Raw genomic sequence first — 17,841 nt, 5'->3', positions numbered from 1 at the left:
TAAAATATGGAATAGTCCTTTGTTTTTAAGCCTCTTTAGAATAATATCAAAATCATTCGATAATCTTTGCATCCTCAATATCGTCATCATGTGATATCGGAGTCTGTGGACGGCGACGTGCAAACTTAAACCAGTTTATCAACTCGGAAAGCGAATAAACCAAACTGCTGATACCGATAATAATAAAAGCAGTATTACGTGCTCCCGTCGGATTGAACAAAGCAACGATACCCGCAATAAGAATCAGGGAAGGAATCAGATAAAATGCTCCCGGAACAGGCATCCAACGACGAGCGGCAGACAGAGAAGCAATCTGTTGCACACCACCCATAATCAAGATAAATCCTAACAGGAACATCAGCACATCCGCAAAGAACTCCGGCATCATAATCAGCCAAAGCCCGAACAATAAACTACCGATTCCTTCAATCGGGAAACGGGGGGCGATTTCATCTTTCGTCCTTTTCCGCCCGAAAAAGCTGAAAAGACTGATAACACCAGGAATCAAAAAAGCGACTCCTACCGTGATAACGATATAACTGGCAGCCGCATTCGGCCAAATCACCAAGACCAAACCTATCACGAGTGCAAAGAGAATGCGAATAAGGGAATAATTCATTGTTTTCATAAATTCTATATTTTTTAACCAAGTCAGTTCCAATACTTTTGCGAATATAAGTGTTTCTACTGATATATAAAAATAACAAATAAACATTGTAATAAGTTCGTAACAAATCCGTTATAGCTATTACATCTCACTTAGATATTTTTGCAGAAAATTAAAAACAGATTCTTCATCATGAAATCAAGCGAAACAAAAAAGAAGTGTCCTTATGTTGAGCGTGACATCAGTTGGATGTATTTCAACCAACGTATCTTACTCGAAGCTGCCCGTACGGAAGTTCCTTTACTGGAACGACTGACTTTTCTTGGCATCTATTCAAACAATCTCGACGAGTTCTTCCGTGTCCGTGTCGCTACCTTAAACCGGATTATAGAGTACAACGATAAGAATATACAGAAAGAACAGGAAATCGCCGCACACACCCTGAAACAGATAGGCAAACTGCACAACCGTTACTACGAACAGTTTGAAGAAACGTTCGCCTCTATCATGGAAGAACTGAAAAAAGAAAATATTTACGTTATCAAAGAAACGGAAATGAACGATGAACAGAAAACATTCATCACTTCTTTCTATCGCAACAAGCTGAATGGTTCCACCACCCCGCTTTTCCTTAACGGTCCCCGCCAACTGGACGACCAGACAGATGAGGATATTTATCTCGCCATCCGCTTGCTCCGCAAAGATGAAACTGGAAAAATAAAAGAGAAGGATTATGCAGTCATCCAGTTGCCGGTCGGAGAATTCGGGCGCTTCATCCAACTGCCCGAATCGGAAGGAAAGACTTGTCTTATGTTTCTCGATGACGTCATCCGCTACTGCCTGCCTATGATTTTTGTCGGAATGAAATATACCGATTATGAAGCATACACCTTTAAGTTCACCAAAGATGCCGAAATGGAAATAGACAGTGATTTGCGGACGGGCGTACTTCAGAAAATCTCCAAAGGAGTGAAAAGTCGCAAGAAAGGTGAACCTCTCCGTTTTGTGTATGACGAGCAAATGCCCAGGGACTTGCTAAAAAGGCTGACTGACCGTCTGAATATAGGCAAGAACGATACCCGTGTAGCGGGTGGGCGTTATCATAATTTCAAAGATTTAATGAAATTTCCGGTCTGTGGTCACAGTCATCTGAAATATCCTGTTTGGGAACCTATTTTCAAGCCCGAGCTTAATGGTGCGGAAAGCCTGCTGACTCTGATTCGTCAGAAAGACCGCTCGCTGCATTATCCTTATCATAGTTTTGATACCTTCATCCGCATACTGCGCGAAGCTGCTATCAGCAAAGAAGTGAAAAGCATCAAGACAACACTTTACCGGCTGGCTAAAGACTCCAAAGTAATTAAGGCATTGATTTGTGCAGCAAAGAACGGCAAGAAGGTGACGGTAGTCATCGAATTACTGGCACGTTTTGACGAAGCTTCGAATATCAATTGGAGCAAAAGGATGCAGGATGCAGGAATCCATGTAATCTTCGGAGTGGAAGGGCTGAAAATTCACTCCAAACTCGTACACATCGAAACGCGCCACGGAGACATTGCCTGCATCAGTACGGGGAACTTCCACGAAGGAAACGCATGCATGTACACCGATTATACCATTATGACCGCCCACCGTCCCATTGTCCGGGAAGTAAATGCCGTATTTGACTTTATCGAGAAGCCATACACGCCCGTTAATTTCAAAGAGTTGCTCGTTTCTCCCAATGATATGCGTAAACGGTTGATTGCTCTTATCAATAAGGAGATAAAGAACAAGGAACAGGGAAAAGATGCCTATATCCTTGCCAAAGTAAATCACATAACGGACCGCGCACTCATCGAAAAGTTATACGAAGCCTCAGCAGCAGGAGTTAAGATAGAATTGGTTGTACGCGGCAACTGTTCTTTGGTACCGGCTGTTCCGGGCGTCAGTGAGAATATACATATCAATGGAATTATAGACCGTTATCTTGAACACTCACGCATTTTCATTTTCGCCAATGGCGGAGAAGAGAAATATTATATCGGTTCGGCAGACTGGATGCCACGAAACTTGGACAACCGCATTGAAGTGCTGGCTCCTGTGTATGATAAAGAGATACAGGCGGATTTAAAACGAATCGTCTGTTACGGATTTCAGGATACAGCCAAAGGACGCATAGTAGACGGGATGGGAACCAACCAGGCATGGAATTTTCCGTTCACTCCTCCACTAGACGAGAAAACGATATCACCTTTCCGTTCACAAGAAAAATTATATAACGAATACAAGAACACATTATGATAAATATGAAGAAAGTTAATTATGCAGCAATCGACATCGGTTCCAACGCTGTACGATTATTGATAAAATGCGTAAACGAAGAAAATGCGCCCGAACTTATGAGTAAGGTACAACTCATCCGTATCCCGTTGCGACTGGGAGAAGACGCTTTCACAACAGGTGTTATTTCGGCAGAAAAAGAGAAGAAGCTGGTACGGCTGATGAAAGCCTACAAGCAATTGATGAAAATATATGATGTAGTGGATTACCGCGCCTGCGCCACATCCGCTATGCGCGACGCCCGAAACGGCAAGGATATCGTCCGACAGATAGCGAGGAAAACAGGAATTCGCGTGAACATTATCGACGGACAGGAAGAAGCGCATATTGTATATGACAATCACATCGAACAACTGTTTGCATCCGGACAGAATTATCTATATGTAGATGTTGGCGGCGGTAGTACGGAAATTAACCTTATCAGTAACGGAGAATTGAAAAACTCCCGTTCATATAATATAGGTACAGTCCGTATGCTTAGCGGCATGGTGAAAGAAGAGGAAAAGGAAGCGCTACGTACCGACCTGATTGGTATTGCCACGGAATATGCGCCAGTCAGCATTATCGGTTCGGGCGGAAATATCAATAAACTCTTCCGTCTCGCTGAAAAAAAGGACAAAAAGGCTTCTCTCCTACCCGTTGAATCGCTGCGTAAAGTTTATACGGCTTTACAAGCCCTCCCTACCGAGCAGCGCATCAAGCAATACAAACTGAAACCGGATCGGGCAGATGTAATTGTTCCGGCAGCAGAGATATTTCTTGAAGTAGCGACTTATGTAAAAGCTACCAGTATCATTGTACCTACTATCGGATTGTCCGATGGTATCATTGATAGCCTATACACACAACATATGAATTTACCACCTGCTCCGCATAATTCTACGTCTCCGATTAAATGAATTTATCCCTTATATTACATACTCTTATTCGTCTGACAGTTGTCAAACTTCCGTCTGACAGTTGTGTTTCTTTCGTCTGACAGCTGTTAGACGAAAAAAATACAACTGTCAGACGAATAAAGTCTTGCATAATGAATATTAATTCTTCGCAACCTAAGGATTAGTTCATAGAGAAAACAGCCGGAAAATAGTTCATTCTCCGGCTGTCGACTTATATTAAAAAAGAAGATTAGTATTTTATTACCTTATCACTACTTAAAGGCGTACTATACCAATCGGTATTAGTACTCTGATCATGCGCCCAGTCCGCAAACTTAGCATAGGCGTCCGTTATCACAGTTCTTTCCATCGGATAAGCAAATTTATCGGGGACACAAAGAGCCCACGTGTTATTGACTGCCTTGATAACCTCAAGTACATTACTATCCGCCAACTGACCATTCGCTGTTGCCGAATTAAATTGGTTCAAATGAACCTCCGTTCTTTTTTCACCAATCCCCTGATAAGCTATGAAGAAATCCAAATTATTTGTTACACTGGGAATGGATACGGCATTTTTAAGTTTTACCGTCACTTCAAGAGTATATATATCCGTAAGAGATGTACTTGCATTTCCTGTATTCAACATAGGACGTTGTGCACCTGTATATCCATAGACATAATGCGCATCTCCAAACAAAGGTATGACAAGTTCACTGCCATTCGTTTCATAAGACGCATTTTCAAATATACGTGAAGCAGACAAAGAGCCGGCCCGTTGAGTTGCGCCTGCACCAAAGTCCACCACTTCCACATTGCTCTTATTTATTCCCAGTATTCTTAATCCGGCACCTAATTGCTTCACGGCACCAACAGCCCGAAGGTCAACTGTATATTTTAATTCTTTCACCTCATTGCCGGCAGCGGGTAAAGCCACATTCAATACAATATCATTGAAGTCATAGTCACCTGCTTTGGGGTAGTTATCTTCAAAAGCATATGAATATACGACTTTTCTAATCTCCACATCGTCGGGATTATCATCAGAGCCATAACCTTCTTTTATGCATCCATTTTCATCCTCATCAGCAGGAAGCAGAAAATCCGCTTTTCCCGGATTGCAATAGGTAGCGGAGTTTTGCAGTCCCTTATACACCAGCCAATCAAAAGCAGACCATTCCCACGGTGCCGTTCCATGAGAGGTCTGGTCTTTTATTTCGCAAATAATATTATTCGTTATTTTAAAATCTGAATATGGCAATTCTGAAACATTACCTATTATTTCATCAATCTTCAATAAAGCCTTCCCAACAGTAGGGCCAAAGATATATTTGCATAAATCAGCCTTCTCACAAACCAACATGGATTGTGCTTCCATCTCAATCTTGCCATTACTCCCATTTCTGCTCAGTTCCCCGCAGATAGCCTCAGAAATATGTCCCATCAGAAGTTCTCCAAACTGGAATCTATTTTCGACTTTGATGTGACAGCCATTTTTGATAGATGTATTATTGTTACCCTCTATGTCTTCAGCTTCAATAGTTCCATGATTCACCAGCACCATGCCATTGGTAGAAGCCATATACTTATCTAGTTCAAGTTCTCCATAATTATAAAATTCACCTACCCCTCCATTAAAATCTAAAACCGAACAATCAATCTTTCCCGCATTGTAGTTCTTGCATCCGGCAGATCCGTTTGTTATTCGAAGATCTCCATCACCTTTGATACTTCCACCTTTCAACACAGTTATATATGAAGCGGCAGTTAATATTAAACTTGCATCATCATCTATTTCTATTTTTCCTCCATCTTCTACTATAATCTCTGTGATATTATCAAACTGAACGGAATTATTAATTACCCATGTACTGCCATTGGGAATAATTACTTTCACTGCCTGAGCTCCCCCGCTAGTTCCGCTATTCTTAAATCCTGCCTTGAAAGTTTTCCCTTCCTCAATCTTAAACCAACGCTCACTCTGCCCGAAAACAGGGTGTTGCTTATAGTTATCACCCCATCCGGAGCTTGCACCAAGATCCCACCCTGATTGAATTTCAGTGGCAGTCTCCTTTTTACTACTAATAAACTCTGCTGTATAAGGAGCTTCCATAGTAGGTATTGTCCCCATTATTACACCGCGAGACGCAGAACGTGCAGATATATCCTTATCTCCAAAATATGCTCTTACCTCTCCATTTTGAATGGTTACCGGCTGCACAAGATAATGTCCTTCCGTATCTACACGCGCAACAAATACTTTATCGAGTGCAGTCGCACAGTCCATCACAACATCAAAAGAGGTACTTTGATTCACGCTACCTTCCGCTAACAGTTTGGCATTGCTTTCCGGATTTAACGGATTTGCATCAAATATCCGTATCGGATAATCTTTTCCCAAGTCAGCGTCCACCGCCACGTGTGCAGTTACACTGCGGGACATAGTCCAGTCTCCGTCAGGATCGATATTCTTTACAGGAAAAGTTTCTTCGTAAATCTGTCTCAGTTGGTCTGCGTTAAACAAGTTTTTCTCATTATCCACACAACTGGTAAAAACGGCAGAGGTTGCCAATAACGAAAAAGTTAGTGTTTTTGCAATGTTTTGTTTCATAATCCCTTAATTCTTTAGTTCGTTTTATTTATGCGAAAAAATCTATTACCCTTAATACGCTGGTAATCTGCTTGCAAAGATAGTCGTATTTGCAGATATTAAATAAAAAAAGGCTGTATTTTTCAATACAGCCTCCATCTTTTTTTCACGTTCGCATCAAAAAGGGAAAAGTAAAGGTAAAACGAAAATCATCACAATTCCCATAATAATCTGTAACGGCAATCCTACTTTGACATAATCCATAAAGGTATATTGCCCGGCAGGCATCACTAACGCGTTAGGTGGTGTAGAGAACGGAGAAGCAAAGCACATACTTGCTCCCACCGTCACAGCAAACAGGAAAGGAAGCGGACTAACCCCTATCTGTAGGGCACTTTGCAAAGCAATCGGCGCAAGCAGTACTGCCGTAGCGGTATTACTGATAAACATAGTCATCAATGAGGTTGTAAAATAGATACCTGCCATTAACGCTAGAGGACCATAAGAACCCAAACCGCTGACTAACGTATTGGATATATACTCCGAAGCCCCTGTTTTCTCCAAAGCCAAGGACATGGGAAGCATGGCGGCAATCAGCACGATACTTTCCCAATTAATTGTTTTATAAGCGGCTTCTACATTACGGAAGCATCCGGTTAGTACCATCAATATGCCTGCTATCATAACCGCAGTGACCGGAGCAACAGGAATAAAGTCGAATACCATCATTGCCACCATCAACACCATGATAGAGGCAGCTACCGGAGCCTTATAGTCTAAAGTAACTTTAGCCGCTTCTGCCAAAGGCTGTCCTAAAACAACCCAATCGGAATCTTCTTTGCTAAGGCGGGCTATGTTGTTCCATGTGCCCTGCACTAAAAGAACATCACCGCTATGAATCCGTTCATTGCCTAAATCCTGCAATAAATATTCTTTTTTACGACGAATACCTAATACATTTACGTTATACAAATCACGGAACCCTGTTTCTTTAATAGTCTGGTTTATCAGATTGGACGCCGGCATCAAGACTATTTCCGCAATTCCGATATCATAAAATTCAAGAGAATTAGCAGAGTTCTTCGTTTCCTCCGTTGCATGGTCGCCCAATATTTCCAGCAGGTATTCTTCGGCAAACAGTTGAACCTTCTCAAAATCGCCTGTTATATATAGAATATCTTCTGCTTGGAGTACTGTATCCGGTGCCGCAAACTTCTGTGTAATCGTTTTCAGAAAGCGATGTTGCGACGCATCCCCACGACGGACTTCTATAATATTCAGCCCATATTTGCGTCGGATATCCAAATCGATGATTGTTTTTCCCAAAAGGCGGGAATCCCCTATCACCTGCAAACGGAACAAATTGCTCGAAAGCCCATATTCATTTACCAATTGCTTCAGCGATTTGCCTGAGCGTGAATTGTCGTTTTTCTTTCCTTTCTTAGAAAGAAACCATTTGCTAAGCGGCATCAGCACCAACGTACCGACAGCTACACAAACAAGACCTACCGGCAAGAACGAAAAGAAAGAGAGTGGTTCAAGTCCTGCCGAAGTCAGTGTGTTTTGTATCACAAGGTTCGGCGGAGTACCGATTAAGGTCATCATACCACCCATGCTGCTTGCAAAAGCCAACGGCATCAACAGCCGGCTCGGATTCATTCCGGCGCTCATTGCTAAACTGACTACAATAGGAAGCATCAACGCCACCGTTCCGGTATTACTGACAAACGCACCGATGGCAGAAGTCACCAACATCACCAATAGAAACAGGCGGGTTTCACTCGTTCCCGCAAGTTTAAGAATACGGGAGCTTATCATTTTTGCCAGCCCTGTCTGGAAAATAGCCCCGCCTACCACAAACAATCCGATCATCATAATGACTACCGAATTGGAAAAACCGGAAAGGGCTTCATCAGGGGTTAATATCTGAAAAATAAGTAAGGCCACCAACGCACAAAGTGCCACAATATCCGAACGAATCTTGCCGTTCACGAAAAAGATAGCCGAAAGAACGAGAATAATAATGGTTATTAACATAAGTAATTAAATGATTGTTTTATTCTGACTTTATCAAAAATCAATTTGGATAGACAAAAATAGAAAATACTTCCACTCGATGAAAACAAATTAGATAAGTTTTTAGTTCGTAATACCAAACAAGAAAAAAACAACACCATAAGTAACGGAATTGCTGATATTATATTATTACAGCCATACAATATATCGCTGAACCATAATATATTTATGTATAATATTTTGAGAATTACGTAAGAATTCATATCTTTACAGCCTATTTATAACAAACATTTTATGGCAAACAATAGTTTATTAGTTTACTGGATTAGCGGTTCCCATTGGGGTCTTAATTATTTACTGATAATAATTTTACTCCTTATTATCTGCATCTTGTTACACAGAATTTACAAACTACGCAAAGCTATAGAAAAAACAAATCACTCTTATCGCTTCTCATTCGACATTCTCGATAATCTTCCCTTTCCCATCATAGTAAAAGACATTACAAATGATTTTCGATACTACTATTGGAACAAAGAGTCGAGTATCGAATCAGGAATCAGCAGTGAAGACGCTATAGGGCATACTGACTATGAAATATACGGAGAAGAACAGGGAGAAAGATACCGCAACATTGACAATGAGCTCGTAAAAGAAGGTAAAATTTATCGCGGAGAAGAGAAATATCTCACTCCGGACGGGATAGTACACGACACTATTGTCGTGAAATCAGTCATCTCGTGGGAAGGGGAGAAAAAGTGGTTGTTGGCAATCCGTTGGGACATTACCCAACTCAAGAATTACGAAAGAGAACTGGAGGCTGCCAAAGAGCAATTGGAGAAAGCATTGAGAAAGCAGAAACTTGCTCTGAAAAGTATCGACTTCGGGCTTATCTATATTGACAAAAATTACCGTGTGCAATGGGAAGAGACAACACAAATCACCAGTCTGGTAAAAGGAAGACGATATATTCCGGGAAAAATCTGCTACCAGACCAGTGCGCTCCGAAATGAACCTTGCGGGCAATGTGCTTTCAAAAAGGCAATTGAACAAGGAAAAATTATCCGGCATACAATCAGAGTGGACAATGTAGACTTTGAGGTAACGGCAACTCCCGTATTCAATGATAAAAACGCTACTGAAATCATCGGCGGATTACTCCGTTTCGAAAATATCACCGAGAAATTAAAAATAGACAGGATGCTGCAAGAGGCAAAAGAAAAAGCAGAGGAATCCAATCGGCTGAAATCAGCTTTCCTTGCCAACATGAGCCATGAAATACGTACACCACTGAACGCTATCGTCGGATTCTCTGAAATGATTTGCCAATCGCAGGAAGAGGAAGAAAAACAGGAATTCATGAAAATCATCTCCAGTAACAATATATTGCTATTGCAGTTGATTGATGATATTCTCGACCTGTCGAAAATTGAAGCGGGTACTATGGAGTTTACATTAGCCCCGACTGATATCAATGAATTGATGGACGGTATCTGCCGGCAAATGCAGGAAAAGAATCCCTCGCCGGACGTACAAATCATGTTTACGGAAAAGGCAGAACAGTGCATTCTCAACACTGACCGCGTTCGCTTATCGCAAGTGATTATAAACTTCACCAACAATGCCATGAAGTTTACCCCGAAGGGAAGTATCCAAATGGGATACCGGATTGAAGAGGAAAAAGGTGATATATATTTTTATGTAAAAGATACAGGAATCGGAATTCCTGCTGATAAGACAGACAAGGTATTTGAACGCTTTGTCAAATTGAACTCTTTCATAAAAGGAACGGGACTCGGATTGGCTATCTGCCGTATTATTGTGGAACGATTGGGCGGAGTGATCGGCGTAGATTCCAAAGAAGGGGAAGGTTCTTGTTTTTGGTTCAGGATTCCGATACGGGAGATTATTGTGAAATAATAAAACTGTCCTGCACTTTTCTTATGAAACTTGCAGGACAGTCATTTATTCTCTTAACAGACAGGGAAGGCGATTAAAGTGCAGTCTCCAATATCTCACGGGCAACAGTTCCCGTCACAGTTCCATTCTCTCCATATTTAACGCCACGTTCATTGAAGCGGCGTTCAATTTCGAGGATAGTCTCCTGCCCTATGTTTTCTTCATGTAGGCGGGTAGTCAATCCCAATGAACGGAAGAAGTCTTCCGTACAACAAATCGCTTTGTCAATACGTTCTTCTCTCGTGCCGGAAGTGATTCCCCATACTCTTTCACCGTATTGTACCAACTTATCGCCTTTTGCTTCACGAAGCACTTGCAGGGTAGCAGGAAGAACGATTGCCAGTGTATGACCATGTGTCAGTCCGTGCAATGCGGTGATTTCGTGACCAATCATATGAGTCGCCCAATCCTCCGATACTCCCATGGCAATAAATCCATTCAGTGCCATTGTAGCCGAAAGCATAAAGTCTGCCATCAGTTGATAATCATGCTGATTCTCACGGATTTTGGGAGCAATCTCTACCAATGTTTGCAGGATACCTTCTGCCCAGCGATCCATGATACGGCTCTGTCCGGGAGTAGTCATATATTGTTCCATCACATGAACAAAGGTGTCTGACAGTCCGCATGCTACCTGATGGGGTGGCAGCGTAAAAGTTACTTCCGGGTCAAGGATGGAGAATACCGGGTAATTGGCATAGAAAGGATATTTCTCCTTTGTTTCACGACGGGAAATCACTGCTCCGTTATTCATTTCGGAGCCGGTAGCAGGAAGAGTCAATACAGTAGCAAGCGGCACTGTATGAGTGGCAGGACGTCCGGCAAGCACCAAGTCCCAGGCATCACCGTCATACAGGATACCTGCAGAAATCAATTTCGTACCGTCAATCACGGAACCGCCGCCAACAGCCAATAAATAATCTACTTTCTCTTCTTTGCCCAAAGCAATCGCCTTACGGAGCGTTTCAATGGCAGGATTGGGTTCAATCCCCCAAAACTCTACGGTAAAATGATTCTTCAATGCTTCCTTTACCTGGTCGTACACACCATTTTTCTTCACGCTCCCGCCACCGAAAGTAATCATAATACGTTTGTCGGACGGAATTTCTTTAGCCAACCGGGCAATCATCCCATGACCCACCATCAGTTTCACGGGATTTTGAAAAATAAAATTTTCCATATCTTGTCTCTTGTTCTTATTTGGTTTTATCAGTTACTATCCTTGCAAAGATACTCGAATTATCCGAAACCTTTCAGAATCAAGCTACAAATTGTTGCGCAATGGAAGGAACCATAGCCGACAGCCAAGGTTTCATATCCTCTGCCACTAGTAACCAATAAAGCAATAATATAACAAAAATGGCAATAGCGATGCCTACTAAGACTTTTCTCTGTTTCATACTTGTTTTTGTTTAAAAATTCAATATTTATAAGAACAGTTCAGGCTTGAAATTGTTTCTATAATCAGAAAAATGAAGGCAAAAGAGAAAAAAAGTAATATTTTGTTTGCAGTTTCAAACAAAGTGTCTATATTTGTCCCCATAAAATAACAAAAGACAATGAGAACAATGTTAGTAAATACATATTGGTGGTGGCGCCCGTTACAACTCCGACAGTCGTAAGGGAGCAGTGCTCGTATGTATATACCTCATTAAAGATATAACAGATTTGAAAGAGCCCTGTCGCAGCTTGCGACAGGGCTCTTTTTATTTGCCCGTCTTCGAACAAAATCAAATAGTAACATAAAAATAGATAGGATTATGAAAAGTTTTTTAGTTGACCAGGATGGCTATTACGGAGAATTCGGTGGTGCTTACGTACCGGAGATTCTCCACAAATGTGTAGAGGAACTGAAGAATAAGTACCTCGAAGTAATTGAAAGTGAAGACTTCAAGAAAGAATTCGACCAGTTGCTGTGTGACTACGTAGGACGCCCTTCCCCACTCTATCCGGCGAAACGCCTTTCTGAAAAATATGGTTGCAAACTGTATCTGAAACGGGAAGACCTGAACCATACGGGCGCTCACAAAATCAACAATACAATCGGGCAGATTCTGTTGGCGCGTCGCATGGGAAAGAAACGTATCATCGCCGAAACAGGAGCCGGGCAACATGGTGTGGCAACCGCTACCGTATGTGCGCTAATGGATATGGAATGTATCGTTTATATGGGAAAACTGGACATAGAACGCCAGCACGTCAACGTAGAGAAAATGAAGATGTTGGGAGCAACCGTGATTCCCGTCACTTCAGGAAACATGACTCTGAAAGATGCCACGAACGAAGCTATCCGCGACTGGTGTTGTCATCCCGCTGACACTTATTACATCATCGGCTCTACCGTCGGTCCTCATCCTTACCCTGATATGGTGGCACGCCTGCAATCTGTTATCAGCGAAGAAATCAAAAAGCAACTGCAAGAAAAGGAAGGACGCGATTTTCCCGACTATCTGATAGCCTGTGTAGGCGGCGGAAGCAATGCTGCCGGAACGATCTATCACTATATCAATGACGAACGGGTAGGCATCATCCTGGCGGAAGCCGGAGGTAAGGGGATAGAGACAGGAATGACTGCCGCCACCATCCAACTCGGAAAAATGGGAATCATCCACGGTGCACGTACTTACGTCATTCAAAACGAGGACGGACAGATTGAAGAGCCATATTCCATTTCTGCCGGACTGGATTATCCGGGAATCGGGCCGATACATGCCAACCTTGCCGCACAAAGACGCGCCAACGTGTTGGCCATCAACGATGACGAAGCCATAGAAGCCGCCTACGAACTGACGAAACTGGAAGGAATTATCCCCGCACTGGAATCGGCACACGCACTAGGCGCTTTGAAGAAACTGAAGTTTAAACCGGAAGATGTGGTTGTACTCACGGTTTCGGGACGAGGTGACAAAGACATCGAGACGTATTTATCTTTCAACGAAGAGCAATAGGAGAACCAGCCAAATCGAATTTATAACTTGTAATTAATAAAAGCAGAGATGAAAACATTTAATTATACTACCCATAGCAAACAGGTGCTCGGAGATATGCATACTCCCGTCAGCATCTACCTGAAAGTGCGCGATATGTATCCGCAATCTGCATTAATGGAAAGTTCCGATTATCATGCCGGAGAGAACTCTCTATCATTTATCGCCCTTTGTCCGTTGGCAAATATCGGCGTGAATTGCGGTATCGTTACAGCTAATTACCCGGACGGCAGCCGTACAGAAGAGCCGCTGACTAAAACATTCACCGTGGAAAAAGCCATGAACCGCTTTATCAGCCAGTTCCAAGTGAGTGGAGAAAACAAAAATGTATGCGGGCTTTATGGATATACCACTTTCAACGCCGTGAAGTATTTCGAGCATATCCCGGTGAAAGAAAGTCACGATGAAGAGAACGACGCACCGGATTTGCTATACATATTATATAAGTATATCATCGTCTTCAACCATTTCAAGAATGAATTGACATTAGTAGAGATGTCGGCCGAGGGAGAAGAAAGCGGTCTGTCGGAACTGGAAGCAGCCATCGAAAACAGGAATTACGCTTCTTACAATTTCTCAGTGACAGGCCCTGTCACCAGTCCCATCACAGACGAAGAGCATAAGGCGAATGTCCGTAAAGGAATCGCACACTGTATGCGTGGCGATGTTTTCCAAATCGTACTTTCCAGAAGATTTATCCAGCCATACGCCGGAGATGATTTTAAAGTTTACCGCGCGCTCCGCAGCATTAACCCCTCTCCTTATCTTTTCTATTTCGACTTCGGCGGATACCGCATCTTTGGTTCTTCACCTGAAACACACTGCAAGATTGAAGAAGGCAGGGCGTATATCGACCCGATCGCAGGAACTACCCGCCGTACCGGAGATGTCGTAAAAGACCGTGAACTGACTGAAGCGTTACTTGCCGACCCGAAAGAGAATGCGGAACACGTGATGCTGGTAGATCTCGCAAGAAACGACCTTTCCCGCAATTGCCATGATGTACGGGTGGTATTCTACAAAGAGCCGCAATATTACAGTCATGTCATCCATTTGGTAAGCCGTGTCAGCGGCGCACTGAACGAGGGAGCGGATAAAATAAAAACATTTATCGACACGTTCCCTGCCGGCACATTAAGCGGCGCACCGAAAGTCCGCGCCATGCAACTAATCAGCGAAATCGAACCCCACAACCGTGGAGCGTATGGCGGGTGTATCGGTTTTATCGGCTTGAACGGTGAATTGAATCAAGCTATCACTATCCGTACATTTGTAAGCCGCAACAATGAATTATGGTTCCAGGCCGGGGGTGGTATTGTGGCACGCAGTCAGGATGAATACGAATTGCAAGAGGTGAATAACAAGTTGGGAGCGTTGAAAAAGGCTATTGATTTGGCTGTAAAATTAAAAAATTAAGTGAAAGACAAAGGAAACGATTTGAGCAACAATTTTACAAAGACTAGAAAAAAATGAAAATATTACTTTTAGATAACTATGACTCTTTCACCTACAACTTGCTGCACGCAGTGAAAGAACTGGGAGCTACGGATGTAGAAGTAGTCCGCAATGACCAAATAGAGCTTGACGAAGTAGAACGGTTCGATAAAATCATCCTGTCTCCCGGCCCGGGCATACCCGAAGAAGCAGGATTGCTGTTACCTATTATCAAAAGGTATGCTCCGACAAAAAGCATTCTGGGCGTTTGTCTGGGACATCAGGCTATCGGCGAAGCTTTCGGGGCACATTTGGAAAACCTGACAGAAGTATATCACGGGGTACAGACTCCGGTCAGCATCCTCTGCCCGGATATACTTTTTGAGGGATTGGGGAAGGAAATTCCCGTCGGACGATATCATTCCTGGGTAGTGAGTCGGGAAGGTTTTCCCGATTGCCTGGAAATAACGGCAGAAAGTAAGGAAGGGCAAATCATGGCACTACGCCATAAAACTTATGACGTACATGGCATCCAGTTCCATCCCGAATCGGTATTGACTCCTCAGGGAAAAGAAATTATCAAGAACTTCTTAAACGATTAAAGTTATGAAACAGATTCTATATAAGCTTTTTGAGCATCAGTATTTGGGACGCGATGAAGCCCGTACTATCTTACAAAACATCGCACAAGGAAAATATAATGATGTACAGGTGGCTTCGCTAATCACGGTTTTCCTGATGCGCAATATTTCCGTTGAAGAATTATGCGGTTTCCGCGATGCATTGCTTGAGATGCGCGTTCCGGTAGATTTGAGCGAGTTTGCTCCGATAGATATCGTAGGAACAGGCGGTGACGGGAAAAATACATTCAACATTTCTACGGCTTCTTGTTTCACTGTTGCCGGAGCAGGCTTTCCGGTGGTGAAGCATGGTAATTATGGAGCAACGTCAGTCAGTGGTGCCAGCAATGTGATGGAACAGCATGGCGTGAAGTTTACCAGTGATGTAGACCAATTGCGTCGCAGTATGGAGCAGTGTAATATTGCTTATTTGCATGCTCCTTTGTTCAATCCGGCTTTGAAGGCGGTCGCTCCGGTGCGTAAGGGACTGGCAGTGCGTACTTTCTTCAATATGCTCGGCCCGTTGGTGAATCCGGTATTGCCGGCTTATCAGCTTTTAGGAGTTTATAATCTTCCGCTGCTGCGTCTTTATACCTATACTTATCAGGAAAGTAAAACGAAGTTTGCCGTCGTTCATAGCCTGGACGGATATGATGAAATCTCCCTGACCAACGAATTTAAAGTAGCAACCAGTGACCACGAAAAGATTTATACTCCTGAAAGTCTCGGATTCTCCCGCTATAAAGACACCGATTTGGATGGTGGGCAAACACCCGAAGATGCCGCGAAAATCTTTGATAACATCATGAATAATACAGCGACTGAAGCCCAGAAGAATGTGGTGGTTATCAACTCGGCTTTCGCCATCCATGTAGTTTGTCCGGAGAAAACGATTGAAGAGTGTATTGCCATGGCTAAAGAGTCGCTGGAAAGCGGACGGGCATTAACAACTTTGAAGAAATTCATTGAATTAAACAGTTAAAATATGAAAGATATATTATCCGAAATTATAGCCAACAAACGATTTGAAGTAGACCTGCAAAAGCAGGCTATTTCTATCGAACAGTTGCAGGAAGGTATCAGCGAGGCTCCGGTTATTCGCTCCATGAAACAGGCATTGGCTTCTTCAAAGTCGGGCGTGATTGCAGAATTCAAACGACGTTCTCCGTCTAAAGGATGGATAAAGCAAGACGCCCGTCCGGAAGAAATTGTTCTCTCCTATGCGACAGCAGGTGCTTCCGCCCTTTCTATCCTCACCGATGAGAAGTTTTTCGGGGGAAGCCTGAAAGATATTCGTATCGCACGCCCTTTGGTAGAGATTCCTATTCTAAGAAAGGATTTCATCATTGACGAATATCAGCTTTATCAGGCAAAAATTGTCGGTGCGGATGCAGTGCTTCTTATCGCAGCCGCGCTTGAACAGGAAAGATGTAATGAACTTACAGAGAAGGCACATTCTTTGGGACTGGAAGTTCTGCTGGAAATCCACAGTCCGGAAGAGTTGTCGTATATTAATGAAAAGATAGATATGGTAGGAATCAACAATCGTAACTTGGGAACTTTCTTCACCGATGTGGAAAACTCGTTCCGGTTGGCCGGACAACTTCCCCAAGACGCGGTATTGGTATCCGAAAGCGGTATCTCCGATCCCGAAATCGTAAAACGTCTCCGGACAGCCGGATTCCGCGGATTCCTGATCGGTGAAACATTTATGAAAACTGAGCAACCGGGAGAAACTTTACAGAATTTCCTGCAAGCCATACAATAAACTAATTATTCAAAACGGACAGCCCTATGATCAACGGAAAAATTATCAAAGTATGTGGAATGTGTGAAGCTGAAAACATACGGGATGTAGAATCACTTGAAGGCATTGATATGCTGGGATTTATCTTTTATCCCAAATCTCCCCGATATGTCTACGAGCTTCCGGCTTATCTCCCTATCTACACCCGACGTGTCGGAGTTTTTGTGAATGAAGACAAGCAGATAGTCAGCATGTATGCCGATCGTTTCGGACTGAACTATGTGCAACTGCACGGAACCGAATCACCGGAATACTGCCGGTCATTGCATATGGCGGGATTGAAAATCATCAAAGCCTTTTCAATAGCCCGTCCCAAGGATTTGGCAAAGGTATATGAGTATGAAAAGGTCTGCGACTTGTTCCTGTTCGATACGAAATGCGAACAGTATGGTGGTTCGGGCAATCAGTTCGACTGGAGTATCCTGCACACGTACAACGGGCAGGTACCTTTCTTATTAAGCGGTGGCATCAATCCTTACAGTGTCAATGCGCTGAAAGAATTCAAGCATCCCCGACTGGCCGGATATGATCTCAACAGCCGTTTTGAACTAAAACCGGGAAAGAAGGATACGGAACGTATCCGGACATTCCTGAATGAACTAAAATCATCATTTTAAATTT

Annotated in this window: 14 protein-coding genes; 9 read left to right on the top strand and 5 right to left on the bottom strand. The window is 43.0% G+C overall.

Going from position 1 to position 17,841, the window contains the following annotated elements:
• Positions 1-52: 52 nt before the first annotated feature.
• Positions 53-628: an HdeD family acid-resistance protein gene (locus AB5443_RS07635; protein ID WP_022139217.1), complete on the bottom strand. Its 576-nt coding sequence runs from the start codon at positions 626-628 to the stop codon at positions 53-55.
• A gap of 171 nt (positions 629-799) precedes the next feature.
• Here AB5443_RS07635 and AB5443_RS07630 point away from each other — a divergent pair, with 171 nt between their 5' ends.
• Entirely contained in the window at positions 800-2,890 is a 2,091-nt protein-coding gene (locus AB5443_RS07630) for an RNA degradosome polyphosphate kinase (RefSeq protein WP_277131453.1), read from the top strand.
• Positions 2,887-3,828: a Ppx/GppA family phosphatase gene (locus AB5443_RS07625; protein WP_277131455.1), complete on the top strand. Its 942-nt coding sequence runs from the start codon at positions 2,887-2,889 to the stop codon at positions 3,826-3,828. Before AB5443_RS07630 ends, AB5443_RS07625 begins: the two co-directional genes overlap by 4 nt.
• A 229-nt stretch (positions 3,829-4,057) precedes the next feature.
• Here the strand turns inward: AB5443_RS07625 and AB5443_RS07620 are convergent, their stop codons facing one another.
• Together AB5443_RS07620 and AB5443_RS07615 are read right to left on the bottom strand one after the other, a co-directional pair.
• Positions 4,058-6,418, bottom strand: coding sequence for an LruC domain-containing protein (locus tag AB5443_RS07620; protein ID WP_277131457.1), 2,361 nt, complete (start codon positions 6,416-6,418; stop codon positions 4,058-4,060).
• A 156-nt stretch (positions 6,419-6,574) separates the two neighbouring features.
• On the bottom strand, positions 6,575-8,434 hold the full coding sequence (locus AB5443_RS07615; RefSeq protein WP_277131459.1) for an SLC13 family permease: 1,860 nt from the start codon (positions 8,432-8,434) through the stop codon (positions 6,575-6,577).
• A gap of 273 nt (positions 8,435-8,707) precedes the next feature.
• On the opposite strand from AB5443_RS07615, the gene AB5443_RS07610 reads away from it, so the two are divergent.
• Complete coding sequence (locus tag AB5443_RS07610; RefSeq protein ID WP_277131462.1) at positions 8,708-10,333, top strand: ATP-binding protein; 1,626 nt, start codon at positions 8,708-8,710, stop codon at positions 10,331-10,333.
• A gap of 73 nt (positions 10,334-10,406) precedes the next feature.
• On the opposite strand, the gene AB5443_RS07605 is transcribed toward AB5443_RS07610, so the two are convergent.
• Together AB5443_RS07605 and AB5443_RS07600 are read right to left on the bottom strand one after the other, a co-directional pair.
• The gene (locus AB5443_RS07605) at positions 10,407-11,552 is read right to left on the bottom strand and encodes an iron-containing alcohol dehydrogenase (protein ID WP_073346228.1); all 1,146 of its coding nucleotides are present in this window, start codon (positions 11,550-11,552) and stop codon (positions 10,407-10,409) included.
• 79 nt (positions 11,553-11,631) lie between these two features.
• The gene (locus tag AB5443_RS07600) at positions 11,632-11,772 is read right to left on the bottom strand and encodes a hypothetical protein (protein ID WP_022137877.1); all 141 of its coding nucleotides are present in this window, start codon (positions 11,770-11,772) and stop codon (positions 11,632-11,634) included.
• 360 nt (positions 11,773-12,132) lie between these two features.
• On the opposite strand from AB5443_RS07600, the gene trpB reads away from it, so the two are divergent.
• Genes trpB through AB5443_RS07570 form a run of 6 tightly spaced genes read left to right on the top strand, consistent with a single transcriptional unit; the run spans position 12,133 to position 17,837 of the window.
• The gene (gene trpB, locus AB5443_RS07595; protein WP_277131465.1) at positions 12,133-13,320 is read left to right on the top strand and encodes a tryptophan synthase subunit beta; all 1,188 of its coding nucleotides are present in this window, start codon (positions 12,133-12,135) and stop codon (positions 13,318-13,320) included.
• 48 nt (positions 13,321-13,368) lie between these two features.
• Positions 13,369-14,775, top strand: coding sequence for an anthranilate synthase component I family protein (locus AB5443_RS07590; protein WP_277131468.1), 1,407 nt, complete (start codon positions 13,369-13,371; stop codon positions 14,773-14,775).
• Positions 14,776-14,828: 53 nt separating this feature from the next.
• Positions 14,829-15,395, top strand: a complete 567-nt coding sequence (locus AB5443_RS07585; protein ID WP_022137880.1) for an aminodeoxychorismate/anthranilate synthase component II — start codon at positions 14,829-14,831, stop codon at positions 15,393-15,395.
• Positions 15,396-15,399: 4 nt separating this feature from the next.
• A complete protein-coding gene (trpD, locus tag AB5443_RS07580) occupies positions 15,400-16,395 on the top strand; it encodes an anthranilate phosphoribosyltransferase (protein ID WP_022137881.1) in 996 nt (331 codons plus the stop codon).
• 3 nt (positions 16,396-16,398) lie between these two features.
• Positions 16,399-17,181 (top strand): indole-3-glycerol phosphate synthase TrpC, encoded by a 783-nt coding sequence (gene trpC, locus AB5443_RS07575; protein WP_073346241.1) that lies wholly within the window; start codon positions 16,399-16,401, stop codon positions 17,179-17,181.
• A 26-nt stretch (positions 17,182-17,207) separates the two neighbouring features.
• Complete coding sequence (locus AB5443_RS07570; protein ID WP_277131472.1) at positions 17,208-17,837, top strand: phosphoribosylanthranilate isomerase; 630 nt, start codon at positions 17,208-17,210, stop codon at positions 17,835-17,837.
• The last annotated feature ends 4 nt before the right edge of the window (positions 17,838-17,841 follow it).

The sequence above is a fragment of the Bacteroides sp. RTP21281st1_H5_RTP21281_210402 genome (genome assembly GCF_040918965.1).
GTDB classification, from domain to species: domain Bacteria; phylum Bacteroidota; class Bacteroidia; order Bacteroidales; family Bacteroidaceae; genus Bacteroides; species Bacteroides congonensis.
Note: the sequence above shows the minus strand (reverse complement) of the source record. Positions and strands in the feature narration are given on the sequence as shown.